Source organism: Agrobacterium tumefaciens (assembly GCF_005221385.1).
GTDB lineage: Bacteria > Pseudomonadota > Alphaproteobacteria > Rhizobiales > Rhizobiaceae > Agrobacterium > Agrobacterium tomkonis.
In genome coordinates, this window is record NZ_CP039904.1 from 1,182,135 (window position 1) to 1,206,176 (window position 24,042).

The window sequence follows — 24,042 nt, forward strand, 5'->3', positions numbered from 1 at the left end:
ACGCTGCGGCAAACGAAAAACAGGCCGCCTTCGTTCCGGCGGCCTGTCGTTCCAGTCGTGAGTTTTCTCAACCGGCCTTGGCAATCCGCAGAATCTGCGATTCGCCGCCGCCGCGCTCTTCGGTCACGGCATAGATCGCGCCATCCGGACCGACCTTCACGTCGCGGATGCGCGCTTCCAGCGGTAGCCGGCTTTCGGTCGCGACCCTGTCTCCATCGATATGCAGGATGACGAGACCCTGGCTCACCAGACCACCGACAATGAAGGCGCCCTTCCATTCGGGAATCTGGTCGCCGTCATAATAGGTCATGCCGGAAGGGCCGATAACGGGGTCCCAATAATAGACCGGCTGTTCCATGCCTTCCTTGGCGGTAACGCCTTCGCCAACCGACCGGCCGCTATATTCGACGCCATAGGTAATCACCGGCCAGCCGTAATTCAGGCCCGCTTTCGGCATGTTGAGCTCATCGCCGCCCTTCGGGCCGTGTTCCACGGTCCAGAGCCTGCCCTCTCCATCCAGCGCTGCGGCCTGCAGGTTGCGGTGACCATAGCTCCAGATTTCCGGCAGGGCATTCTGCTGACCGGCGAAGGGGTTACCCTCAAAAGCCTTGCCTTCGGCATCAATGCGGAAGACCTTGCCAAGACCACTCGACAGATCCTGGGCCTGCACGCGTGGTGTTGCATCCGAACGTTCGCCGACGGTGACGTAAAGCTCTTTGTCAGGTCCGAAGACGAGGCGGGAGCCGAAATGCTTGTCGCCGTCATAGGTGGGCATCTGGCGGAAAATCACCGAGACATCTTCCAGTTTTGCCGCACCGCCATCTTCGGCCAGCTTGGCCGAAGCGACGGAGGTGCCGTTGCCGCCATCACGTGGTTCGGAGAAGGAAAAGAAGATTTTACGCGATGTCTCGAAATCGGGAGCCAGCGCGATGTCGAGAAGACCACCCTGTCCGGCGGATGCCACCTCGGGCACACCCGCGATCGCCGGGCCGGCCTTGCCATCAGCGACGATATGCATGGCGCCTTCCTTGGCGGCGACGATCATGCGGCCGTCGGGAAGGAATTCCATCGACCAAAGATGCGGAAGACCCTCGGCGACGACGGTTTTTTCAATGTTCGGCTGGGCAGCTGCCTGCGGCGCGCGCGTCTGGCCCTCGAAAGCCGGCTTCTGATCCGGCGCATTTGGCCGTTTCGTTTCGGCAGCCGGAGCGGTCTGTGCATGGGCGGCGCCGGCGAACGGCACGGCAAGCAGCGCACATAAGATCGTCGAACTCAGAAATCGGTTGTTGTGGAACATGGGTCTCCCTTCCTTCGTTTACGTCAGGCAGAGAACCATTTGGGGAGGATTTCGTTTCCTGCGAGAGTTTCAAGAAAACTTGATGAGGTCGTGTACTGTCGCACGCCCCTTTTCTCATCCATGTGAATTCGTAAGGAACCGCAAGCGCGCCATCACGTTTTCCCTCTGGTTAAAGGAGGGTGCCATGCAGATCATTGATAACAGGACCATAGACGGGAACAGACCGAAGCCGATCCTGAATGTTGCGGAATTCTGCCGCCGTTACCGGCTGGATAAGGCCGAAGAGACCCGGCTGAGAAAACTCTTCGGCGAGTTCGCTTCGCGGCACGAGCTGCTGATGAATGCGCAGCGTAAGCCGAGTTTCCGCTGATCATTCCTCCGGGTCGGTCGATTTCCCGAAGATCATGAAGACATCATAACGGGTATTCTTGCCCATTATCTGATGGGAGGGCTTGCGAATGCCTGGCATCGGCTCAGCCCGCAGCGGCCATTTCAGAACCACCCGCTTCGTTGCATGTTCGAGCGCCACCTCCATCAGCTCTACCTGATCGGGATCAGAACCCACCAGTTCTCTCAGCACCCGCATTTCTTTTTTCACCAGCGCCGTGTTGTGGCGCGGCGGATGCATGGGGTCGACGATGACCACTTCGGGTGAAAGTTCTTGCAACAACTCGCGTGAATCGCCTTGCAGCAGCGTCATGCGCGCTGCCGCCTCGGCATAGGCGCCGCCTGCCTCCAATGCGCGGCGAATACCGTCGGCGAGATGGGCGTGCATGCCCGGTGAGCGTTCAATGAGGGTAACGTCTGCTCCGAGCGACGCAAGCAGGAACGCATCTCGCCCCAGCCCCGCCGTGGCATCGACGATTTTTGGCGTGCGGCCCTTCGTAAAACCGGCGGCTTTGGGCAGGGCCTGTCCGCGCCCCTCGCCGGAGCGGAAACGGTGCCCGACCGCACCGCCGACAAAATCCACCACGAAGCTTTCGTCTTGTTCTTTCATCGCAGGCCTCAGAACGGGCAGGGTACGGTATAAGTGACGTCGCGGCCATCGGGATGGCGAAAGCCCACTTCTTGCGCATGCAGCATCAGGCGCGGGGCGGCCGCGAGCGCCTCGCCATCGGCATAAAATTCATCACCGAGAATCGGATGGCCGAGCGCCTTCATATGCACCCGCAATTGGTGGGTGCGGCCGGTGAGGGGCGTGAGTTCCAGCCGCGTTGCCGGAAGCGGCAATCGCTCCAACACCCGCCATAGGCTTTGCGACGGCTTGCCATTTTCATGGTCCACGCGATTGCGTGGCTTGTTGTCAGGATCGATCGCCAGCGGCAGGTCCACCTCGCCCGCTTCATCCGCGACCGTGCCCCAGACGACGGCCACATAGGATTTACGCGTCTCACGGTTCTCGAACTGGGCGGCGATGGCGGCATGGGCCTTGCGGTTCAACGACATCAGCACGATGCCTGATGTGTCCTTGTCCAGCCGGTTAATCATCAGCGCTTTCGGAAACTGTTTCTGCACCCGCGTCATCAGGCTGTCGGAGAGCGCCGGGTCGCGCCCGGGCACGGATAGAAGCCCGCTCGGTTTGTCCAAAACCAGCAGATCGTCATCCCGGTGCACGATGGTGAGCCAAGGGTCGAGCGGCGGATTGTAGACGGGGTTGGAAAGTTCAGATGACATGGCGCTTCCTTAGCACGAATCTCACATTCGGACAGGCGTGCTTAGTCGGGAATGTGGAGATTGACGCGCCCGCTGGTCAGGTCGCTTAAAAGCCGGGTGAGCCGTTCGGCCTCCCCGGCCGGAACGGAAAGCATCATATCCGCACCGGTGCCGGTAAAATCCTCCCTCTCCAACCGCAGGTTCTGCGTGGCGGAAAGGCGGGATTTTACCAGCGCCAGATCGGAGAAGGGGCAGCTCAGCGTGGCGCTGACATAGGCGATGACGGGCGAGGTTTCACCAAGGCGAAGGCAGGCTGCCGCCGTGCCGCCATAAGCGCGCATCAGGCCGCCGCTGCCGAGCAGGATGCCGCCAAACCAGCGGATGACGAGAACGGCGATATTATCCAGCTGTTGGCCGTCAATGGCCTGAAGGATCGGTTTGCCGGCCGTACCCGAGGGTTCGCCGTCATCGCTGAAACGATAGGTCTGACCGCAGCGCCACGCCCAGCAATTGTGGTTGGCATCGAGATCCGAATGCGTCACGAGGAAGCTTTTTGCGTCCTCCTCGCCGGTTATCGGCGCGGCAAAGGCGATAAAGCGGCTTTTCTTGATATCCTGCGAAAAGGTAACGGCGCGGTCGAGCGTGAACATGGGCGTTCAATATCGCATATATTCGCATCCGGAAATCGGTATAAGGCTCTCAAAGGCGAAGATGGTGATGGAGAGGGTTTTGGCAAAGGCGAGGCAGGTCGCGATTGTCGGCGGTGGACCGGCGGGATTGATGGCGGCCGAAATGCTCTCGGTCGCAGGCAATACTGTGATGGTGTTCGAGGCGATGCCAACCGTGGCGCGCAAATTGCTGATGGCTGGAAAATCCGGACTCAACATCACCCATGCCGAAGACTACGACAGTTTCCGCCATCGTTTTGGCGATGCCGAACCGCGGCTGCGCGCCGCCCTCGACGATTTCACGCCTGACATGCTGCGCGACTGGGCGCATGGGCTGGGGCAGGAGACCTTTGTCGGCACATCGGGCCGGGTGTTCCCCAAGGCCATGAAAGCCTCGCCGCTGCTGCGCGCCTGGCTCGCCCGATTGGAAGCACAAGGTGTTTCCATCAGGACACGGCATCGCTGGACAGGCTTTTCCGACGATCAACTGGTTTTTGAGACGCCGGCAGGCGCGGTTGAAGTTAAGGCCGATGCCGTGCTTCTGGCACTGGGTGGCGCAAGCTGGCCGCGTCTGGGGTCCGATGCCGCATGGGTTCCGGCGCTTACGGCCAAAGGCGTGGAGTTTTCTCCGTTCCGTCCCGCCAATTGCGGTTTCGACGCCGAATGGAGTGATGTCTTTCGCGGGCGTTTCGCCGGTGAAGCGGTGAAATCCACCATCACCATTTCGCCGGCCGGAGCCTTTCAGGGCGAATTCGTGGTCACGAAACATGGTATTGAGGGCAGTGTGGTTTATGCCCATTCCGCTGCGTTGCGCGACCGGCTGGAACTTACGGGCAAGGCCTCGCTCACCGTTGATCTTGCCCCGGGACGCACGGTGGAACGCCTCAGCCGCGATCTGGCGAAGCTTGGACGGAAGGAGAGTTTTGCGAACCGCATGCGCAAGGCTGCTGGTCTCTCCGCCGTGAAGGTCGGACTGCTGCGGGAAATCTTCCCCGACATAGCGGCCATGCCGGATGATTTCGTCGCAGCGAGGATGAAACATGCGGAAATACCGCTTCTCAGGCCGAGGCCGATCGCCGAGGCAATTTCATCGGCAGGTGGTATCGCGTGGAGCGGTCTCGATGAAAACTACATGCTGAAAAAACTCCCCGGCATATTCGCTGCCGGGGAAATGCTGGACTGGGAAGCGCCGACCGGCGGTTATCTGCTGACTGCCTGTTTCGCCACCGGTAAGGCGGCGGCGAACGGAATGGCCAAATGGCTTGAAGGCTAACCTAACAGGCGTTCAGCGGCCCCAGCTTCCTCACTATGCGCGGTCCTGACGAGGCAGCGCATGATGGCATCCGTGGTAACTGAGCCAAGCACCTTGCCGTTTTCCCCCACGACCACAGCGTTGCCGACATTTTCCCGCACGAGTGCGCGCAGGCCTTCTTCAACGGTCATATCCGCATCGAGTTGAAGCCGCGACTGGCCGGAAAATTCTGGCTGGACAATGGCGCCGAGACGGATGACCCTGCCGCGATTGACCTCTTCCACGAAGGCTTCGATATAGCTGTCGGCCGGCGACATGACGATCTCGGCCGCCGTACCCTGCTGAATGATCTCGCCGTCGCGTAAGATGGCGATCTTGTCGCCCAGCCGCAGCGCTTCATCCAGATCGTGGGTGATGAAGACCACGGTCTTTTTCAACTCCTTCTGCAACTCCAAAAGCACCGTCTGCATATCGACACGGATGAGCGGATCGAGCGCCGAATAGGCTTCGTCCATCAACAGGATTTCGGCATTGTTGGTCAGTGCCCGGGCGAGACCCACACGCTGCTGCATGCCGCCGGAAAGCTGGTTCGGATAGTGGCTGGAGAAGCCCTCCAGCCCTACGCGCCGGATCCAGACTTCGGCCCTTTCCTCCCGCTCGCGCTTGTCGATGCCCTGCACCTCAAGGCCGTAGACGACATTTTGCAGCACGTTGCGATGTGGCAGCAGCCCGAATTTCTGGAACACCATCGCCGTCTTGTGGCGGCGGAATTCCAGAAGGTCGGCTTCGCTGAGGCGACAGACATCGGTGCCGCCATAGAGGATTTCGCCGGCGGTCGGGTCGATCAGCCGGTTGACGTGGCGGATCAGCGTCGATTTTCCGGAACCGGAAAGGCCCATGATGACGGTGATCTGCCCGCCCGGCATGGTGATGTTGATATCCCGCAGCCCGAGCACATGGCCATGTTTGGCGTTGAGTTCCGTCTTGGACATGCCGGCTTTGACGGGTTCGACAAAATCTGCCGCCTTGGGGCCGAAAATCTTGTAGAGGCTGCGAATTTCGATCGATTGACTAGCCATGCGCCACTTCCCGGTGTTTTTGCAGGCGAAGGCCATAGGCCTGGCTGATGCGGTCGAAGATGATGGCGATGCCGACAATGGCAAGCCCGTTGAACACGCCGAGCGTGAAATACTGGTTGGCGATGGCCTTCAGCACCGGCTGGCCAAGGCCTTGCACGCCGATCATGGAGGCGATGACGACCATGGCAAGCGCCATCATGATGGTCTGGTTGATGCCGGCCATGATGGTGGGCAGCGCCAGCGGCAGCTGCACCTTGAAGAGCTTCTGGCGCTTCGAAGAACCGAAGGCATCGGCAGCTTCCAGCACGTCACGGTCGACCATGCGGATGCCGAGATTGGTGAGCCGGATCATCGGCGGAATGGCGTAGATGACGACGGCGATGACGCCGGGCACGCGGCCGATGCCGAGCAGCATGACGACGGGAATGAGATAGACGAAACTCGGCATCGTCTGCATCACGTCGAGAACGGGATTGACCACGCTCTGCAGGCGGTTGGAGCGCGCCATGGCGATGCCGATCGGCAGGCCGATGACGATGGACAGCACGGCGCAGACGAAGATCATCGAAATCGTCTTCATCGTATCCTCCCACATGCCGAACCAGCCGATGGCGAAGAGAATGCCGCAACAGAGGGCAACAATGGTGGCGCTGCGGCTGGCGAGCCAGGCGAGCACGGCGACAATAAGAATAACGACCGGCCAGGGCGCGCCGATCAAAAGCCTTTCCGCCCAGATGAGAAAGCTCTGGAGGGGTGTGAACAGCCCCTCTATTGCGCTGCCATAGGTTCGGGTAAATGCCCGGAACCCTTCATCGATGACTTTCTTCAGCGCACGCAGGGCATCGTCATTCATGGCCGGAAATTTGAAAAGCCATTCCATATCCTGTTCTCCATGACGAACCGGAGGCGGGGATCGATATCCGCTGCGCTCCGGGAGTAAAATCGCCAGAGCGCCGCCGCGTCTTCGGTGACGCCAGGCGGGACGCTCTATTCCTGTTGAACCGGCGCATCGTGCTTTTTTGAGAACCGGCTGGTTTTCGGGCATCGATGCGGCTCGGCGCCGCCTCTGGCGGACGCCGCTTGCCGGGCAGATATGCCGGGCCGACCTTAAAGGGCGGCCTTGACCTTTTGTGCGACTTCAGGAGACACCCAGCCCGTCCAGAGCGCTTCGTTTTCCTTCAGGAATTGTTTGGCACCATCTTCGCCGGTCGCCTGATTGTCTGTCATCCAGGCAATCAGCTTGTTGACGGTGTCGTTGGTCCAGGCGCGCTTGTTCAGATAGTCCATGGCCGGGCCGGCACGGTCGGCAAAGGTCTTGCTCACCAGCGTCTGCACGTCGTCGATCGGCCACGCGTTCGGCTTCGGATCGGCGCAATCGGCAACCGATGTACAGCGCTTCCATTCAGCCGCATCATATTCGGTGCCGAAGCCGAGCTTTACCATCTCATATTTGCCGAGCAGCGAGGTGGGCGCCCAGTAATAACCGACCCACGGCTGCTTTGCCTCGTAAGCCTTGGCGACGGAGCCGTCGAGACCCGCTGCAGAACCGGTATCGACGAGGGTGAAGCCGGCTTTTTCACCACCGAACGCCTTGAACAATTGCGCGGTGACGACCGTGCCACCCCAGCCCTGCGGGCCGTTAAAGACGGCGCCCTTCGCCTTGTCCTCAGGGGAGGGGAAGAGTTCGGGGTGCTTGAAGAGGTCGGGAATGGTCTTGAGATCGGGATTTGCGTCGGCGACATATTTCGGAATCCACCAGCCCTGAACGGCGCCATCCGACAGGATCTTGGCGGCCGTGACGACTTTGCCGCCTTCCAGCCCCTGTTTGACGATTTCCGGCTGCAGGCTGACCCAGGCTTCGGGAGCGATGTCCGGCTGGCCCTTTTCGGCCATGGAGGTCAATGTCGGTACGGTGTCGCCGGTGACGATTTCGGCGGAACATCCATAGCCGTTTTCAAGAATGAATTTGTCGAGATTGGCGGCGACTTCGGCGGATTGCCAATTCATGCTGGCAATGGTCACGTTTCCGCAGTCGGCGGCGAAGGCTGTGCCGCCTGAAAAGGCGAAGCCGGCGGACAAGATTGTGGCACCCAAAAGTATTTTCATTGTTGTTCCCTCTGGTCGCGGTGTGGCGAAGACCCGGGTGCGGACGGCACCGCGACCGTCAGCGCCCGTATTGAGCGTTAATAATTCCCTTGTTGCCATTCCGTTTGCGGCAATTTCTGGCGTATTGAGGATGGCAATTGTCAATCAATTGTCCGGCAATTGCCCACCAGTACGGGTGAGGGTGCACAATTTGCGACATTGGGGCGGCGCTGTTCTTAACCTTGCCGGATGCCCCTGCGGACGTCCTGCAAAAAAATGGAACTTTTCCGAAATTGCGAAAAGCCGGGAACAATAAACGGAAGCATCTGTTTTCTTGGACTTTTATCCGGTTCTGTATTACGGGAAATTTCGTCTCTGTTTTTGTGGTGATATTGAATGACCAATCTTCGTGCTGCCCCGGTATGGCCGATCGGTGGCGGTGAAACGGGTGAGCTCGTGCGCGTTTTCGACTGGTCGAAGACGTCGCTCGGTTCGATTAACGAATGGCCGCAAAACCTGAGGCAGAAGGCCAATTCCGTCGTTAATTCTCCCATTCCGCAGGTGCTGATGTGGGGCGCGGATCACGTGATGATCTATAATGACGGTTATGCGGAGATAGCCGGCAATTATCATCCCCGGGCGCTGGGCGGCACGGTGCCCGGTATCTGGCCGGAAATCTGGGACTGGAACAGCCGCATTCTGGAGGCGGGTTTTCGCGGCGAGGTCATGGCCTATCGCGACCAGCCGATGACGCTGATGCGCAATGGCCTGCCGGAAGAGGTCATCTTCGACCTGTTCTACACGCCGATCTACAATGATGGCGGCACCGTGGATGGTGTCTTGTGCACCGTCCTTGAAAACACCGACAAGGTGAAGGCGGTGGAGGCGCTGGAGCAGAGCCGTAAGGAACTGAGCCGGCTTACCAACGCCCTGCCGATCCTGGTGGGATATGTCGATCGCGACTACGTTTATAAGTTTGCTAATGACGGTTATCTGGAATGGTTCGGTCGCAGCGCCAACGAGGTGATCGGCCGCAGTGTTCCCGAGATTGTCGGCGAGACGTTTTTCGAGGCCCGGCGGGCCTATCTCGACCGCGCACTCGGCGGTGAAAAGATCGTTTCCGATACCGTGATCCAGAGACCGGACGGGACCACTCGCGCCGCTGAAATCCGTTATGTTCCGCGCTACATCGCCGATGGCTCCATCGACGGCATTTATGTGCTGATCATCGATATCGAGGATAGAAAACGATCCGAGCAGGAAATACTGCTCAGCAACAATCGGTTCCGTGCGGCGGTGGATGCCGTGCATGGCGTGCTGTGGACCAACAGCGCCGATGGCAGGATGCTGGGAGAGCAACCCGCCTGGGGGGCGCTGACCGGCCAGAGCTTTGAGGAATATCAGGGGGCCGGTTGGGTTGAGGCGGTTCATCCTGACGACCGTGAACATTCGCTCGAAAGCTGGAAAAAGGCGGTTTCCGCCAGGGCGACCTATGTGTGGGAACATCGCGTGCGCCGTCATGACGGTGTCTACCGCACCTTTGCGATCCGTGGCGTACCGATTTTCGACAAGGCCGGCGTCATTGCGGAATGGGTCGGTGTCCATACGGACGTCACCGAACAGCGCCGGGCGGAAAACACCCTCAAGGACCATGCGAGCAATCTCGAGCGCGAGATTCGTCACCGTATCCGGGCGGAAGAGCAGCTTCGCCAGTTGAACGAAGGCCTTGAAGCCCGCGTCGAGACGGAAATGGCTGAACGCCGCCAGACCGAAAGAGCCTTGCAGCAGGCGCAGAAAATGGAATCCATCGGTCAGCTGACCGGCGGCGTGGCGCATGATTTCAATAATCTCCTCCAGGTGATTGCGGGTAATCTGCAATTGCTGTCGAAGGATGTGATCGGCAATGAGCGGGCCGAGCGGCGGCTGGAAAACGCGCTTGCCGGCGTCCATCGCGGCGCAAAGCTCGCCAGCCAGCTTCTGGCCTTCGGGCGGCGTCAGGCGCTGGAGCCGCGTGTCATCAACATCGCCCGTTTTGTCACCGGCATGGATGATCTGCTGCGCCGTTCACTCGGCGAGGCGATCGAGGTGGAGGTCATCACCTCCGGCGGACTGTGGAACACTTATGCCGACCCCAACCAGGTGGAAAATGCGCTGCTCAATCTGGCGATCAATGCGCGCGATGCCATGGAAGGACACGGCAAGCTGACGATCGAGGTCGGCAATGCGGTTCTCGACCGTGATTATGCCCGCAAACATTCCGAGGTTTCGGCGGGGCAATATGTCATGCTCGCCGTTACCGACACCGGCTCCGGCATGTCGCCGGAAATTCTGGAAAAGGTCTTCGAGCCGTTCTTTTCGACCAAACCGGAGGGCAAGGGCACTGGCCTTGGCCTTTCTATGGTTTATGGTTTCGCGAAACAGTCCAGTGGCCACGTCAATATCTACAGTGAGCCAGGGCAGGGCACGACGGTCAAGATGTATCTGCCGCGCTCGGCTGCCGACGAAGATCGTGAAGTGGTGGTGCATACCGGCCCCGTTGAGGGCGGAACGGAAACCATACTTGTCGTTGAAGACGACGAAGAGGTGCGCAGCACCGTTGTCGAGACGCTGAGCGATCTCGGTTACCGCGTACTCACCGCCCGCGATGCGCAGGCGGGTCTGACGGTGGTGGAAAGCGGCGTCCCGATCGATGTCGTCTTCACCGATGTGGTGATGCCGGGGCCTTTGAAAAGCCGGGAAATGGCGCGCCGCGCACAGGAACGCCTGCCCAATCTCGCCGTCCTCTTCACCTCGGGTTATACGGAAAATTCCATCGTGCATGGCGGCAAGCTGGATGCCGGGGTGGAACTTCTCTCCAAGCCCTATACGCGGGAAGCGCTGGCGCGGCGCATTCGCCACGTCATCGCCAACCGCAAGCAGGTTTCGTTGTCGAAGGCACGGCCGGCATCGGTATCGGGTCATTCAAAGCCAGCGGAAGCCGCGCGGCCCTCGGAAAACGAAAACAACACGATACGCGTCCTTCTGGTGGAGGATGACGAATTGATCCGGATGAATTCGACGGAGATGCTGTCCGATTGCGGCTTTATTGTCGTAGAAGCCGGAAATGCGGCACAGGCGCTGAAGGTGGTCGAGGCGGAACATATCGATGTTCTCGTGACCGATATCGGCCTGCCTGACATGAAGGGCGGTGAACTGGCAGTGGAGGCCCTGCGCCGAAAGCCGGGCATGGCCGTCGTCTTTGCGACTGGTGATAGCCATCTGCCCGAAGGTGCGCCAGAAAATGCGGTACTGTTGACCAAGCCCTATGACGAACAGCAGATCATCTCCGCTGTCGAATTGGCCCATGCAGGCGGAACGGTGGCGGCCGAATAGGCCGCCTGCCATTTTTGCAGGGTCAGTAACCGCGCGCCATATCGACCGTTTCCGGGAGCGTACCTGTTTCGCGCCATGTGTAAACATTGCCGGCGACAATGCGGGCTGAGCTTTCGCGGCTTGTCGGTGCGGAAATATGCGGCAGGACGGTGACCTTCGGGTGCTGCCAGAAGGCGGAAGAGACGGGCAATGGCTCCTGCTCGAAGACATCGAGAACGGCATGCGAAAGCCTCCCGGAATCGAGTGCCGCAATCAGATCCTCGGCAATGATGACCGCGCCACGGGCGAAGTTGATGAGTGCTGCGCCGTTTTTCATCGCGGCGAGACGGCCGGCATCGAGAAGACCGCGTGTCGCATCGGTGAGCGGCACGAGACAGACGAGAATGTCGCTCTTTTCCAGCAATGTTTGCAGCCCGTCATCCCCGGTCAGAGTTTCCACTCCGTCGATCGCCTTGGCGGAGCGGCTCCAGCCGGCAACGTTGAAGCCGGCGTGGCGCAAGCGTTCGGCCGCGGCCGTGCCAAGTGCGCCGAGGCCAAGGAGGCCGATGGTCATCTCGCGCGGATGGCGGTAATCGAACTCCTGCCAGAGTGTCTTCTGCTGGTTGTCGCGATAGGCTGGCATGTCGCGTTGCAGATAATAAGTCCAGGCCAGCACGGCTTCGGCCATGACGCGTGAAAGCTCCGGATCCTTCAGCCGGACGATGGGCGGAGCCTTGTCGCCCAGTTCCAGCACCAGCCGCTCGACGCCCGCCCAGAGACTGTGAATCCACGTCAGGCCCGGCAATGCGGCAATATCGGCCGGATCGGGATTGGCGACGATGGCGAAATTCACGGCCCGTCTCTGCTCGTTGGTCAATTCGGAAAAGGAGAGGATTTCTTCCTGCGGCATGGCGGCACGAAGCGCGTGCTTCCAGACGGCTTCCGTTTCCGCATTCATCCGCGAAACAAAGGCGATGGGTGATGACATGAAAACAGGTCCTGCTTGATTATGACGGTGCCGCCATCAATGCGCAGTTTTGTGGGGTAATGCCATAGGCCTGTCGGTTTAAACTTCAATAGAATGAAAACGGCCCGGTTTCCCGGGCCGTTCTGTTATCAGGCATTTTCCTTCACCGGCGGCTTGGCATCGCCGTAGTAGGCCGAGAAGCTCTCGTGATAATGCTCCGAACCACCCGGGCCGGCATAACGCTGCAATTCCGTCATGTCGGTCTTGTTGAGCACGATGCCCAGCGTCTTGTTGGCGATCTGCGGTTCGTTAGCCATCAGGTTCTGCACCATCTGGATCGGCGTCTTGCCCCATTCGGTGACGAAAACGAAGCCGTCCACCTGCGGCGCAAAGGCCTTGGCGTCGATGACGGGGACCACCGGTGCAAGGTCGACGATGATGTAATCGCAGGCCTCGCGTGCCTGATCGATGAATTTGCGCATGCCGGAGGAAGCCAGCAATTCGCTGGAATGGGCGAACTGGTTGCTGGTGGAAACCGGCAGAATGCCCATCTTTGTGCGCGTATCGACCTTCACCGCCTGGGTCCATGGAATTTCGTCGAGAACGACTTCTACCAGACCGGCGGATTGCCGTGTGGTCAGCATGCGGCTGAGGCCGGGATTGCGGATATCGGCATCCACCACCAGCGTGCGTTTGCCGGTGGAGGCGATCAGCCCGGCCAGATTGAGCGCCACGACCGACTTGCCCTCGTTCGGCAGGCAGGAAATGACGCCAATGACCCGGCACTGGCGCTCCTGAATGACGACATCCGCCGTCAGTTTCACGTTGCGCAGCGTCTCCGCAAAGCTGGAGCGCGGGCTGTCGACCGCAAGACGCAGCATCTTCTGGAACGAGACCTGACCGCTTTCATCAAGCGTGGCATTCTCGCCGCCGGGGGTGGCGGCGCTGGTGCCCGGTTTTGCTGTTTCCACGCCCCTTTCGCCGATAAACGGCAGGTAGCCCAGAAAGCGCATGCGCAGATTGTCGCGCACATCGTTGCCGGTGTGGAAAAACCGGTCGCGGAACTCGAGAAGTGCAGCAATACCGCCGCCCAGCATCAGGCCGAGAATGACCGAAAGCGCCATGGTCATGGTCTTTTTCGGGCTGGAAGGGGCTGTCGGCAGACCGGCTTCAGAGATGATGCGGGCCTTGGCGATCGGCAGCGACTGTTTCTGCGAGGCCTCCTCGAAACGACCGAGATAGGACTGGTAGAGGGTTCGCAGCGCGGTTGCCCGTTGCTCGAGCTCGCGCAATTGCACCATGGTGATATTGGCCTGCGAATTGCGGCCGGCAACGCCTTCAATATTGTCGCGCAACGACTGCACGCGGGAATTGGCGACGTCGAATTCGTTCTTCAGACTGCCGGTTAGCTGTTGCAGTTCCTGATAGATCTGCCGCGAAACCTCTTTCTTTTCGGCATCCAGTGCGATCGCCTGCGGGTGATCGGCGCCGAATTGCTGGACGATGCCCTGCTGCCGGTCGGAAATGGTGATGTAGCGTTTGCGCAGATCCTGAATGACCGAATTGTCGGTGTCGCGTGCCGAAACGACGGCGTTATCAACAGCCACGTCAGGTCCGCGGTCGATGATCGACTTATACTGGTTATAGCGGGCAGAGGCCGTTGCGGCATCCGCCTGAGCCGCAATCAACTGGCCGTTGAGATCGGCAAGCTGGCCTTCCGACATCAACTCGCCGCGCGAGGAGACGATATTATTGTCCGACTTGAATTTCTGCACCGCAAGCTCAGCCGCCTGGGCGCGCTGGTTGAGGTCGGTCATGCGCTCCTGCAACCAAACCGAGGCGCGTTCGCTGGCGTCGAAATTGGCGTTCAGCTGTTCGGTGAGGTAGGCCTGCGCATAGGTCTTGGCGATCTGCGCGGCCAGCTGCCGGTCGGTCGAGCGGGTGGAGATGGCGATGACGGAACTGCGGCCGACACGCTCTACCGTCAGCGACTGCTGCAGAATTGCGGCCGCCTTTTCACGACGTCCAGCGCGGATTGCGGCTTCGGAGGCGGGTGGATCGCCGGGCAGGACAAGATCGAGGACGCCGCGCACGGAGGATTTGACGAGCTCGACGGGCGACATCGGCGGATTGACGATGATGTCGTTCTCATCGAGCTTGGCCTTGTCCACCACGGTCAATGCCATTTCCTTGGATTTCAGAATTTCCACGGCGCTGGCAATGCGGTTGTCGACGATCTGCGCGGCGGGCACCGGTGATTCCTCTTCCGCATAACGGGAAAGGCTTTCATCCAGCAGCACCTGCGTCATCGCGGTGTAAACGGGGGTCGCAAGCACCAGATAAAGGCCGGCCAGAACCACGGCGGCAATGACCGAAGCGGCAATGACATTGGCACGGCGAACCACGGCGGCCCACAGGCGGTCGAGGTCGATAAACGTGTCGGAATCCTTGCCGGAATCCGGAAAGCCGATGTTGGATTTAAAGGTCTTGTGGTGCATGGACCTACCTTGTGAATTAAAAATGGTACGCGGGAAGCCGAGCCTTGGCTCGCCTTCCCGCCCCCCGTTATTGGTGCGCCAGCCGCCTCCCCGGCGGCGCGATTAAAGTCAGGCCGCCCGAACGCGGCTTTCGTGGTTTGCCACCAGCTCCTTCACGGAAGCGAGAACCTGCGCCTCCATGTCGGCGCGCATCAGCGAAAAGGCAACATTGGCGGCGATGAAGCCCTGCTTGCTGCCGCAGTCGAAAGTGCGCCCGCTGTATTTCTGCGCATGGAAACCCTGCTTTTCAGCAAGCCGCTTCATGCCGTCGGTCAACTGGATTTCATTGCCCGCGCCGCGCTCCTGTCTGGCGAGAATATCGAAGATTTCCGGCTGCAGGATGTAACGGCCATTCAGGTAATAATTCGAAGGCGCCTTGGATGGTTCCGGCTTTTCGACCATTTCGGTGACGGAAAAGCCGTGATTGACCTTCTGGCCGACGCCGACGACGCCATAGGACGACACTTCTTCGGGCAGGCATTCTTCGACGCCGAGAATATTGCCGCCGACTTCGTCGTAAAGCTCCATCAGCCCGGCAATGCAGCCGCGCGCGCCGTAAGACACCATGTCAGGCAGAAGCAGGGCAAAAGGCTCCTTGCCAACCAGTTCACGCGCACACCAGACGGCGTGGCCGAGACCGAGCGGCACCTGCTGGCGCGTATAGCTGACGGTGCCGGCAACCGGCAGCATCTTTTCCAGCTGCAGCACCTGCACGGTCTTACCGGAGCGGGTGAGCGTGTTGATGAGCTCAGGCGCGCTGTCGAAATAGTCTTCGATGGCGGTCTTGTTGCGGCTCGTTACGAAAATAATATGTTCGATGCCGGCCTGCATGGCTTCGTCAACGGCATATTGCACGACTGGACGATCGACGATCGTCAGCATTTCCTTCGGCATCGCCTTGGTGGCGGGCAAAAACCGTGTGCCGTTGCCAGCTACGGGAATGACGGCTTTTCTGACAGTTTTGTTCAGGTCCATCGCGTTCTCCTTCATCAAGGTTTGATCTGTCCCCAGTCCCCGCGCAGATTTCGTCCACGCGTCAATTTCACGAAATCTGTCTTTTCACCCCTGTATTCGCCGCGGGCGCAAACATGGCGTCCCGCAGCCTCCTCAGCCGCACCGCAATGGGCATTCTTAAGTGCCCCAGCACGGCGGGATCCCTGATCGTGGTCTTCAAGGCGCCGAGTACCGAGCGGCTCTTGATGTTTTCCACCAATGTCAAAAAATTATGCGCCAGCCGCAGGCTGCGGGCTCTCGCCTGCTGCGCATCCATGGCGGCGGGCAGCAAAGTGTAATGGCTGAGGAATTCCTGATCCGCCCGCATCATCGCTTCGACGTGATGAAGTTCGAGCACGCGCGAAATCGAGCCTTCGCGGATATTGTAGACATAACCCGGCTTCGGTTCGATGACGCAAAGACCGCCGGCGGCGAGCGCCGAGGCGAGCAGGATATAATCCTCGCCGATGCGGATATCCTCGCGGAAGCGCAGTCCCTCGACATTGAGGAAATCGCGCCGGAACATCGGCTTCATGTAGCCGAAGTTGAAGGTGGCGCGGAAAAGAATGTTGGAGGAGATGAAGTCCTCGAGCGTGAGAACCGGCCGTTCCTCCAGAAATTCTTCCGGAAACATCGTCTCCATGGGCCTGCCGTCAGTATAGACGACATCGAGATTATCGACCGCAATTGCCGCATTGGCGGCTTCCGCCCGGCACATCATGCAGGCGGAGCGCTCCGGGCGGATGACATCGTCGGAATCGAGCACCGCGATCCAGCGTCCGGTTGCGGCTTCGATACCGGCATTGCGTGCACCGCCCGGACCGAGGTTTTCTGCGAGAGCAAGCAGACGGACACGCGGATCGATGATGGCGATACCTTCTACGAGCGCAATGGTGTCATCGGCGGAACGGTCATCCACGACGACGACTTCCAGCGTCACACCCTGCTGGTCGAGCGCGCTTTGAACGGCGGCTTCAATCGTATCGGCGGCATTATAGGCGGCGATGACGAAGGTGATATCGGGCGGCGAGGAAAGGTTTCCCATCAGGTCGCCTCCACCGCGCCGTACTGGCGGATTTCACGCACGCCGAAGGCGCCGCTCATCGAACCCATATGCAATGCGGCACGCAGTGCATAGCGGTTACGGCGCACGGCGTTGAAGCCGCTCAAGGCTGCAAATACGCCGCAATACAGCACTTTCGAGCCAGCCTTCAGCACCTGCACCACGCGGCGTGCGCCGGGCTTCTTTTCGGCCAGCACACGGCCATGGGTCTGGCCGGAGCGGAAGCGGCGCTTGGCAAGCCACATGAAGCTTGCGCGATTTTCCGGAACCGGCTCCGACAAGACGGCGTCTTCCGCAAAAACGATACGCCCGCCCGCGGTGTGAAGATGTGAGAAGAAATGAGTATCCTCGCCGCCGCTTTGGCCGAGCGCCAGCGCGAAGCGCCGGCCCTTCACCGAGGGCGCATCCATCTTGAGCAGCGTATTGCAGGTATAGCCGGTGATGATCTCGCCATTGACCCAGACGGGGACTGTCGAGTGAAAGTCGCCGCGTTTCATCCAGCCCGGCGCATTGTCCCGGTAAACCGCCGTTACGGGGCCGAGAACGGTTTCCGCGCCGGTTTCATCGGCCTTTTCCAGAAGGGCGGCGAGCCAATGCGGCGGGGCGGTCTCGTCATCATCGATGAAGGCGAGATAATCCGCCCGGCATTCCGACAGGCAGGCGTTGCGGGCAATCGAAATATTTGATTTCGGGCAATGCACATAGGTGATCTCGAAGGGCGCATTTTCGCGCAGGCGGTCGACACTCGCCTTGGCGCTCGGCTCCTCGTCATTATCGGCGACAATCAGCCGAACCGTCACGCCTTCCGGCACCTCCAGCTCGAAGAGTGACAGAAGTGTGGCGACGAGCGCCGGGCGTCTGTAGGTGCAGATGCCGATATCGACGGTTTTCGAATCATGCGGGCGGGTGACGGTGTTGTCGGTCATGAGACAGCCTTTCTTCCCCGGAATTTCAGGAGTTCCAACCAGAAGCCGGTGGACCAGGCCAGGTGCATCACCATCGCCGAAAAGGCGGCGAGCGGGCCGTATGGGTTTTTCTGACCTATTGCCATCCACAAGCCATACCCCACACATGCGGCGATCCAGAGGCCGAGCGGAATAAGTGCCACCCAATGCACAAGCGACAGCAGCGCGAGGATGAAAACCGGCAGCACGGCGAGCGGGATCATCTGGCGGATTTTCGGGATCGAGCGATGTTTCAAAAGGTTCTTCGCCCGGCCGCGGCCATAGGCGAGGTATTGCCGGAACAGCGGCATGACACTCGCGCGTGGATAATATGTCATGCGGGTCTTGTCGGTCATCCAGATGCGGAAGCCGGATTTGCGCAGGCGGAAGTCCAGCTCGGCATCCTCATTGTGGCTGAAGCTCTCGTCATAACCGCCCACGGCATCGAAAGCGGCAATCCGCATCAGCGCGTGGTGGCCGTGGTCGATCCAGTGGCCTTTGGCACCTTCGCGGTGCTTGGAGCCGCCATTGCCGAGCTTGGAATTCTGGGCGATGGCCGTCGCCTTCTGAAACAGGCCGTGGCCGACCGTATCCATGGCGACGACGACGGAATCCGCGCCGGTGCGTTCCGCATCCTCGATCAGCCGTTGGCAATAATCATCCGGATAATCGCCATGAGCGTCGATGCGGATCATATAGTCGAATTCTTGGCCGAACGTGGCAACGGCAAGGTTGATGCCGGCGCTCTGGATGCGCTTGGGATTGGCGAGAAGCGTGACGCGATCATCCTTCGCCGCGAAGGCGGTCACGATATCGCGGGTTCCGTCCGTGCTGCCGCCATCGGCAACCACGATGCGGAAAAGACGCCCCTGCATCGCGCCGGTGAATTTGACAAGCAGTCCCTCGATCGTCTTCGCCTCATTGAGGCAGGGTATGACGATCAGCGTTCTGATGCCGGAATGACCAAGACCTTCCATGATTTGCCCCCTACGCACTACACGGGTGAAAACTGCGCTTCACGGGCATGGCCGGAAGCGGATTTGGCAAGAGAGGACAATTGCTGCACCAGCAGACGGCAATCGTCGCGGTCGGTCAGCCATTGTTTCCCGTCTGTCGCCGAGAGGGTGTTGAAGGCGTTCGTATAGGTTTGCGGGTCCATCTGGCCGAACAGGGTAGCCAGATCGTCCGGTTGCGCTTTGTTCAGAACGATGCCGATATCGCGCTTTTCAATGAAACGGGCGGTTTCCGTGCCGGCAAGCGCAATTGGCAAGGTGCCGTAAAGGCAGCCCTCATAAAGCCGGTTGGGCAGCAGCCAGCTGGAATTCTGGCCTTCCTCGAAAAAGTCGATCGCCCAGGTGAACTGCACCTCGTTATAGATGGCGGCAAGGTCTTCGGGGTTCTTGTAAGGCCCATGGAAATGCACGTGCGGGGCAGCGGCAACGAAGCCGTCGAAATCGGCAAATTCCGAATAGGCTGGCCGGCCGCGCAGGATGATTTCGACCTTGCCCTCCATTTGGCGGGCAAATTCAGCGAGGATTTCGAGCGATTTGCGGCAGCGAAGCGCACCGAACCAGCCGATTTTCCATGGTTCGCCGGGCGCGGGAGCGCGTGGTTGCGGTGTGGCGGCAACGGTGGCGTCAAGCGCCAGAACCTTGTTTTCCTGAAGCAGTACCGGAAGGTTGAGGCCCGAGACCGGTTTGAAATAATGCTCCACGAAGGCCGGGGAACTCGTCACCAGCAGCTTGGCATCGCGTGCGAAATAACGCTGGGCAGCATTCAGCAGCTGTCCGGGCTTGCCCTTGTTGAGAAGCAGGCGGTGAATGTCGAGACATTCATAAACCAGCGCCGGTTGCCCGGCATAGATCGACATGGCCCGCTTTGCCAGCGCCAGCATTTCCAGGTTTCTGGCAAGAATGACATCGGGAACCGGAATGCCGCCCAAGGTCTTGCCAAGCGAGAGGCTGGCTTTCGCCACCGCCGCCATGCGCTGCAGAAACTGCCCGTCGGCGGTTTCCCCAAGCACGACGGGCATGAGGCCGTCGATACCCGCAAGCCGGTTATTTCCGCGCCGGAAGCCGGCCAGCGTCACCCGCGCCCCACCCGCAAGCAAGGTCAGCACCCGCCGGCGAATGGCGGGGTCCGACAGATCATGCGCGAGATAAAGGACATGGGTCATGCAGGGGTTCCGGTTGCTTTCATGCGTCGAAGACGCTGCGGCCTACGTTTCGGTTCAAAAAATAGTCAGTTGAGGGCGCAGGCGATGGATTCCGGGAACTGGCATTTGTCGCCGAGCGCCGTGAAGGCAAACCGGTCAACGATCATTTGCGTTGCGCCGGAATAGGAAAAGGCGCCCATCCAGTCCTTCAGCGTGTCGGTGCCCCACAGGCTGAAGAAAATCTTCTGGGCACTTTGCGGGATTTTCGTCTCGTCCGTCACTTCATGGACGAGCTTGCCGTTGACGTAATAACGCAGGCGCTGAGGCTCCCAGACGAAGGCGTAATCGTTAAAGCCGGCATCGGCTCCGCCTTCCACCGGTACCAGTTTTTCGTTACCGCCCTTGGCAGAGATATACTGGTTGAGCTGCACCTTGCCCGTATTCTTGCCCAGCACCTCGAAATCGATTTCATCGTGCGGTTTCTTGTCGGTCGGGCCGATATAGGTGAAGAAGGCCGAGTTCAGACCCGAGCCGGTGGCGGCCTTCATGCGTGCCTCATAGGTGCCGTAGCGATACCGCCCCTTGGTCTGGATTTCACCGCAGGCGAAGTTGCGCTCGCCCGCCTTGGCTTCTTCAAAACCGAGTGTCAGCTGGCCGTTTTCCACCGTCGCCAGTTTCTTCGACCAGGTGCAGTTCTGATGCGCGCCATTGTTCCAGCCGTCGGAAACGTACCAGAAGGACCTGTCCATGGAATCGAAGTTCTCGATGAAGGACGTGCCGTTGCCTTCCTGCGCATGGATCGGCGCTGCAAAGGCTGTGGCCGAAAGAGCTGCGGCAAGAAAGATGCGTGTCTGAACGCGGGTGACAAATGTTGTCATTGGTTCACCTCTGTCGTTGCGAATAAAGTGTTTCGGATGTGGGCGGGCCGATGATGGCGCCCCGTTTTGACGTAAAATCGGCTTTCGGTTTTGATTTGCCGCTGCGGCTTCCAGTCAGTACGCCATAGACGGCCGGCAGGTATTTGCGGGTCTGGGCATTGCTAATCACCAGAATGACGAAGGCTGAAAGCGTCGCGCTGATATAAAAAGCGGGGTAGAAATCCGGTCCGCCCTTGTTCCACACCATCCACATGATGACGAGCAGGGGGTAATGGGCGCAGAAAATCCAGAAGCTCAGGCTGCCGGTTTCGGCAAGCCGCTGGCCAAGCCGGCTGCGGATCAGGATAGCGGAGGAAACCCAGAAGCCGAGCGCGCCGAAGACGGCCAAAAGATTGCGTGACATGTTGAGCCAGAAGGTGAATTCCGGGCCGGTGAAATAAAGGCCGGTGGCCAGCATGGCCGAAGCCGCAAAGGTCAGCGCCATGATCGGCACGGCATAGGGATCGAGAGCCTTGACATTGACACGGTGCAGCGCAAGCGCAATGCCGAGCGAAAAACTGAAAAGGATGGATTTCTTCTGGACGATGAAGATCGTCAGGTCCGGCATGGCGGTGATGAAGAGCAGGATCGCGAGCGTCGGCAGCGCGAACCGGCGCATCAGAAAGGCGAGCACCGGCGACAGCAGGATGCAGACGAAAAGGTCACGCAGGAAATACAGCGGTACATTCACCGGCAGCTCTTCGAGCGCCGTACCGTGGCTGATGATTTCACGCGGGCTGGCATTCCACAGATCAGGGAAATACCCCACGCCCAGATCGAAGAGCTGGATGAGCAACACGGCGGCAAACAGCGCACCATTCCACAGAAGGAAGGGCAGTAGCACGGTTTTAGACTTGGAACGGATCGTCGCCGGATAATCGAAACCACTCATGCCGCGGCGAAACAGCAGGTAACCGGAAATGGCGCTGAGACAGGGCACGCCGATGCGAAACAGCGCATCGCCCAGAAAAACCCGCAGCCAGTCGAAGAAGCCATAAAGGCCAAGAAATGGGCTGGTTTCGGCATCGTGCGGCACATGGACGAACACGATTCCTGAAATCAACAATATGCGCATCAAATTGATACGGGAGGATAGGTTCTGATCGACAGTCACATCAGTCACCCCTATTGGCGGCGTCTCCCCACGCCGCGTTGCAACCAGAGCGAACTTAAGCCCGCACTGGAAAGTCTGGTTTCGACTTTGGGATAAAATGTGGCGACGCGGGAAAAACACAAGATTAGATTTTGCGGGTGATTGTCTGGCGTCAGCGCCATTTCCGCGATCTTAAAAAATCAAATAACTGAAATTAATAGATTTTTTCTAAAATCACGCATCGTTAAAAATCGCTGAAGCGTGTGAATTTGTCATTTGTCGTGATGCTGCGCCGCAAAAAGAGAGGGGGTGCTGCCTTGTCGCAGTGAATGAAATCACCGCGGCAAGGTCGCTTAACGGCGGAAATGAGGCGCGTTTTTCCGCGAATTTTCTAACCTTGGGTTGCGGCGTCCCGCATGCGCCGCGATTTCACCATTCCGAAGATTTTCCCCAGCAGCGCGCGTTCCGTCAACAGGATCAGCACCGCATAGATGACGCCGCCGACGGCAGCACCGACGAGAACCTGAAGGGTGGCGCTTGGCACACGGTCTGCAAGCATATGAAGCAGATAACGCACCGAAACAGCCATGATCAACGCTGCGATCATTGGCCTGCTGCTGACATAAAGGCCGCGGAGAAACGGCGTGTCGCTCGCCTTGAACACCGCCCAGGAATAGGCGACCAGCGTTACCGCATTGACGATGCAGAGCCACACCATGGCATCGATCAACGTACCATAAATCGCGGCGAGCCAGACCGCGACGGTAGTGACGATGGCGCGGATCGTCGCCGACCAGAACAGCACACGGCCGTACCCCGCGCCCTTCAAATAGGGGATGAAGGTGCTGCACGGCGTCAGAATGGCTTTCGACAGAGCCAGAAGCCCGAGAACCGGCCAGGCATAGGCCCAGTTCTGCCCGAAGATGACCAGCATGGCCGGTTCGGCCACGGCCCAGAGGCCGAACATCATCGGCGCCAGCAGCACGGTCAGCACCTGCGTGCTGAACATCAACGCATCGCGACGACGTTGCGGATCGTCCATCATGCGGCTGAAGGCGGGAAACAACACGCCCATGACCGCCGAGAGCACCACCTGGTTGGGAATGCTGGCAAAGCGGTTGGAGGCGGAATAGGCGCCGGCATCGGCAAGGCCAAGATGCCGGGCGATGACCACCATCGGTGACTGGAAGGTGACGAAATTGGCGATTTCCGAGCCCATCAGCCCGGAGCTGAAGCCGAGAAGCGGCACCAGACGGCGCGGTTTCATGACGAAGCGCGGGCAATAGCGCGAAACGGCATAAAGCCCGACAAGCCGGATGAGGGCCGCCGCAAAAAGCTGGATGATGAGCGCCCAGACCCCGAAGCCGAGAAGCGCCAGAGCCACGGCGACCACCGCCGCAATGCTTTCTGACGCCATGCTCCAGAGCGCGTCCTTGCTGAAGTTCATGCGTCGGGCCAAGAGCGAATAGGCGACATCGCCCGCGAGCTGCAGCGGAATGAGGAAGGCCATGATGCGCAGCAGGTAAGCGCTCTCCACCGCGCCCAGCAGACCGCCGAAAAATTCCGCGAAGATGTAGAGAACGGCGGCCATGGTGCAGGAAATCGCCAGATTGGCCCAGAAGACGGTATGGATCGTATCCATATCCTCTTCCTTTTCGACGATCAGCGCAGAGGTTAGCCCCGCGCCGGCAATCATGGTCAGAAACTGTACAACCGTAAGTCCTACCGCAACCACGCCGAATTCTTCCGGGGAAAGCAGTCTTGCAAGAATGGGGACCGTGACAAACTTAAGCCCGAATGTCCCTGTTTTTGACAGGACGCTCCACCCCACATTGGTGGTGATGGTCTTTACATTTGGAGCTGGGGGCATACAAGCATCCTGTTTCTGGAGGCCGGCGGGGAGGATCGCCGGTTGGGAGTTGCCGATACCATCGGGGCCGCTTTTAGGATCGGGCCCGACACTTCTTGATCAACGCAAGGGGCGAAAC

The 24,042-nt window shown here is 59.6% G+C and carries 20 protein-coding genes; 3 read left to right on the forward strand and 17 right to left on the reverse strand.

Translation table 11 applies throughout. The features are described 5' to 3' along the window. Positions 1–67: 67 nt before the first annotated feature. Entirely contained in the window at positions 68–1,297 is a 1,230-nt protein-coding gene (locus CFBP6623_RS20645) for a PQQ-dependent sugar dehydrogenase (protein ID WP_046801656.1), read from the reverse strand. 184 nt (positions 1,298–1,481) lie between these two features. On the opposite strand from CFBP6623_RS20645, the gene CFBP6623_RS26920 reads away from it, so the two are divergent. After that, a complete protein-coding gene (locus CFBP6623_RS26920; protein ID WP_046801657.1) occupies positions 1,482–1,667 on the forward strand; it encodes a hypothetical protein in 186 nt (61 codons plus the stop codon). Here the strand turns inward: CFBP6623_RS26920 and CFBP6623_RS20655 are convergent, their stop codons facing one another. From CFBP6623_RS20655 to CFBP6623_RS20665, 3 genes are read right to left on the reverse strand one after another with little or no spacing between them, the layout of a single operon-like run. Then, positions 1,668–2,294, reverse strand: coding sequence for a class I SAM-dependent methyltransferase (locus tag CFBP6623_RS20655; RefSeq protein ID WP_046801658.1), 627 nt, complete (start codon positions 2,292–2,294; stop codon positions 1,668–1,670). 8 nt (positions 2,295–2,302) lie between these two features. Beyond that, entirely contained in the window at positions 2,303–2,971 is a 669-nt protein-coding gene (locus CFBP6623_RS20660; RefSeq protein WP_046801659.1) for an RluA family pseudouridine synthase, read from the reverse strand. Between the two features lie 41 nt (positions 2,972–3,012). Then, positions 3,013–3,600: an IMPACT family protein gene (locus CFBP6623_RS20665; protein ID WP_046801660.1), complete on the reverse strand. Its 588-nt coding sequence runs from the start codon at positions 3,598–3,600 to the stop codon at positions 3,013–3,015. A gap of 67 nt (positions 3,601–3,667) precedes the next feature. Here CFBP6623_RS20665 and CFBP6623_RS20670 point away from each other — a divergent pair, with 67 nt between their 5' ends. Beyond that, positions 3,668–4,891, forward strand: a complete 1,224-nt coding sequence (locus tag CFBP6623_RS20670; protein WP_046801732.1) for a TIGR03862 family flavoprotein — start codon at positions 3,668–3,670, stop codon at positions 4,889–4,891. On the opposite strand, the gene CFBP6623_RS20675 is transcribed toward CFBP6623_RS20670, so the two are convergent. From CFBP6623_RS20675 to CFBP6623_RS20685, 3 genes are all read right to left on the reverse strand, one after another. Next, on the reverse strand, positions 4,888–5,949 hold the full coding sequence (locus tag CFBP6623_RS20675; RefSeq protein WP_080842886.1) for a quaternary amine ABC transporter ATP-binding protein: 1,062 nt from the start codon (positions 5,947–5,949) through the stop codon (positions 4,888–4,890). The two genes, CFBP6623_RS20670 and CFBP6623_RS20675, sit on opposite strands and share 4 nt — an antisense overlap. Continuing rightward, complete coding sequence (locus CFBP6623_RS20680) at positions 5,942–6,829, reverse strand: ABC transporter permease (protein ID WP_046801662.1); 888 nt, start codon at positions 6,827–6,829, stop codon at positions 5,942–5,944. The genes CFBP6623_RS20675 and CFBP6623_RS20680 overlap by 8 nt, the downstream gene beginning before the upstream one ends. Before the next feature lie 227 nt (positions 6,830–7,056). Continuing rightward, positions 7,057–8,055: an ABC transporter substrate-binding protein gene (locus CFBP6623_RS20685; protein WP_046801663.1), complete on the reverse strand. Its 999-nt coding sequence runs from the start codon at positions 8,053–8,055 to the stop codon at positions 7,057–7,059. A gap of 375 nt (positions 8,056–8,430) precedes the next feature. On the opposite strand from CFBP6623_RS20685, the gene CFBP6623_RS20690 reads away from it, so the two are divergent. Further along, on the forward strand, positions 8,431–11,406 hold the full coding sequence (locus CFBP6623_RS20690; protein ID WP_046801664.1) for a PAS domain S-box protein: 2,976 nt from the start codon (positions 8,431–8,433) through the stop codon (positions 11,404–11,406). Between the two features lie 22 nt (positions 11,407–11,428). Here the strand turns inward: CFBP6623_RS20690 and CFBP6623_RS20695 are convergent, their stop codons facing one another. The 10 genes from CFBP6623_RS20695 to CFBP6623_RS20740 form a co-directional block, all read right to left on the reverse strand. Beyond that, entirely contained in the window at positions 11,429–12,373 is a 945-nt protein-coding gene (locus tag CFBP6623_RS20695) for a 2-hydroxyacid dehydrogenase (RefSeq protein WP_046801665.1), read from the reverse strand. Between the two features lie 128 nt (positions 12,374–12,501). Further along, positions 12,502–14,850: a polysaccharide biosynthesis tyrosine autokinase gene (locus CFBP6623_RS20700; protein WP_046801666.1), complete on the reverse strand. Its 2,349-nt coding sequence runs from the start codon at positions 14,848–14,850 to the stop codon at positions 12,502–12,504. 108 nt (positions 14,851–14,958) lie between these two features. After that, positions 14,959–15,864, reverse strand: a complete 906-nt coding sequence (locus CFBP6623_RS20705; RefSeq protein WP_046801667.1) for a UTP--glucose-1-phosphate uridylyltransferase — start codon at positions 15,862–15,864, stop codon at positions 14,959–14,961. Positions 15,865–15,931: 67 nt separating this feature from the next. Then, the gene (locus CFBP6623_RS20710; protein ID WP_046801668.1) at positions 15,932–16,927 is read right to left on the reverse strand and encodes a glycosyltransferase family 2 protein; all 996 of its coding nucleotides are present in this window, start codon (positions 16,925–16,927) and stop codon (positions 15,932–15,934) included. Further along, positions 16,927–17,871: a glycosyltransferase gene (locus CFBP6623_RS20715; RefSeq protein ID WP_046801669.1), complete on the reverse strand. Its 945-nt coding sequence runs from the start codon at positions 17,869–17,871 to the stop codon at positions 16,927–16,929. Before CFBP6623_RS20715 ends, CFBP6623_RS20710 begins: the two co-directional genes overlap by 1 nt. Beyond that, complete coding sequence (locus CFBP6623_RS20720; RefSeq protein WP_046801670.1) at positions 17,868–18,866, reverse strand: glycosyltransferase family 2 protein; 999 nt, start codon at positions 18,864–18,866, stop codon at positions 17,868–17,870. The genes CFBP6623_RS20715 and CFBP6623_RS20720 overlap by 4 nt, the downstream gene beginning before the upstream one ends. 17 nt (positions 18,867–18,883) lie before the next feature. After that, entirely contained in the window at positions 18,884–20,065 is a 1,182-nt protein-coding gene (locus CFBP6623_RS20725; RefSeq protein WP_046801671.1) for a glycosyl transferase family 1, read from the reverse strand. 65 nt (positions 20,066–20,130) lie between these two features. Continuing rightward, positions 20,131–20,922: a glycoside hydrolase family 16 protein gene (locus CFBP6623_RS20730; RefSeq protein ID WP_046801672.1), complete on the reverse strand. Its 792-nt coding sequence runs from the start codon at positions 20,920–20,922 to the stop codon at positions 20,131–20,133. Positions 20,923–20,926: 4 nt separating this feature from the next. Next, positions 20,927–22,075, reverse strand: coding sequence for an acyltransferase family protein (locus tag CFBP6623_RS20735; protein WP_046801733.1), 1,149 nt, complete (start codon positions 22,073–22,075; stop codon positions 20,927–20,929). A 370-nt stretch (positions 22,076–22,445) separates the two neighbouring features. Next, a complete protein-coding gene (locus CFBP6623_RS20740) occupies positions 22,446–23,924 on the reverse strand; it encodes a lipopolysaccharide biosynthesis protein (RefSeq protein WP_046801673.1) in 1,479 nt (492 codons plus the stop codon). Between the last annotated feature and the right edge of the window lie 118 nt (positions 23,925–24,042).

Excerpts from the sequence above, each read along its gene's own strand:
- CFBP6623_RS20710 (WP_046801668.1), bottom strand. The coding sequence starts at position 16,927 with ATGGGAAACCTTTCCTCGCCGCCCGATATCACCTTCGTCATCGCCGCC.
- CFBP6623_RS20645 (WP_046801656.1), bottom strand. The coding sequence starts at position 1,297 with ATGTTCCACAACAACCGATTTCTGAGTTCGACGATCTTATGTGCGCTG.
- CFBP6623_RS20740 (WP_046801673.1), bottom strand. The coding sequence starts at position 23,924 with ATGCCCCCAGCTCCAAATGTAAAGACCATCACCACCAATGTGGGGTGG.
- CFBP6623_RS20700 (WP_046801666.1), bottom strand. The coding sequence starts at position 14,850 with ATGCACCACAAGACCTTTAAATCCAACATCGGCTTTCCGGATTCCGGC.
- CFBP6623_RS20725 (WP_046801671.1), bottom strand. The coding sequence starts at position 20,065 with ATGACCCATGTCCTTTATCTCGCGCATGATCTGTCGGACCCCGCCATT.
- CFBP6623_RS20680 (WP_046801662.1), bottom strand. The coding sequence starts at position 6,829 with ATGGAATGGCTTTTCAAATTTCCGGCCATGAATGACGATGCCCTGCGT.
- CFBP6623_RS20665 (WP_046801660.1), bottom strand. The coding sequence starts at position 3,600 with ATGTTCACGCTCGACCGCGCCGTTACCTTTTCGCAGGATATCAAGAAA.
- CFBP6623_RS26920 (WP_046801657.1), top strand. The coding sequence starts at position 1,482 with ATGCAGATCATTGATAACAGGACCATAGACGGGAACAGACCGAAGCCG.
- CFBP6623_RS20730 (WP_046801672.1), bottom strand. The coding sequence starts at position 20,922 with ATGACAACATTTGTCACCCGCGTTCAGACACGCATCTTTCTTGCCGCA.
- CFBP6623_RS20705 (WP_046801667.1), bottom strand. The coding sequence starts at position 15,864 with ATGGACCTGAACAAAACTGTCAGAAAAGCCGTCATTCCCGTAGCTGGC.
- CFBP6623_RS20715 (WP_046801669.1), bottom strand. The coding sequence starts at position 17,871 with ATGACCGACAACACCGTCACCCGCCCGCATGATTCGAAAACCGTCGAT.
- CFBP6623_RS20660 (WP_046801659.1), bottom strand. The coding sequence starts at position 2,971 with ATGTCATCTGAACTTTCCAACCCCGTCTACAATCCGCCGCTCGACCCT.
- CFBP6623_RS20675 (WP_080842886.1), bottom strand. The coding sequence starts at position 5,949 with ATGGCTAGTCAATCGATCGAAATTCGCAGCCTCTACAAGATTTTCGGC.
- CFBP6623_RS20670 (WP_046801732.1), top strand. The coding sequence starts at position 3,668 with ATGGAGAGGGTTTTGGCAAAGGCGAGGCAGGTCGCGATTGTCGGCGGT.
- CFBP6623_RS20695 (WP_046801665.1), bottom strand. The coding sequence starts at position 12,373 with ATGTCATCACCCATCGCCTTTGTTTCGCGGATGAATGCGGAAACGGAA.
- CFBP6623_RS20685 (WP_046801663.1), bottom strand. The coding sequence starts at position 8,055 with ATGAAAATACTTTTGGGTGCCACAATCTTGTCCGCCGGCTTCGCCTTT.
- CFBP6623_RS20655 (WP_046801658.1), bottom strand. The coding sequence starts at position 2,294 with ATGAAAGAACAAGACGAAAGCTTCGTGGTGGATTTTGTCGGCGGTGCG.
- CFBP6623_RS20720 (WP_046801670.1), bottom strand. The coding sequence starts at position 18,866 with ATGGAAGGTCTTGGTCATTCCGGCATCAGAACGCTGATCGTCATACCC.
- CFBP6623_RS20690 (WP_046801664.1), top strand. The coding sequence starts at position 8,431 with ATGACCAATCTTCGTGCTGCCCCGGTATGGCCGATCGGTGGCGGTGAA.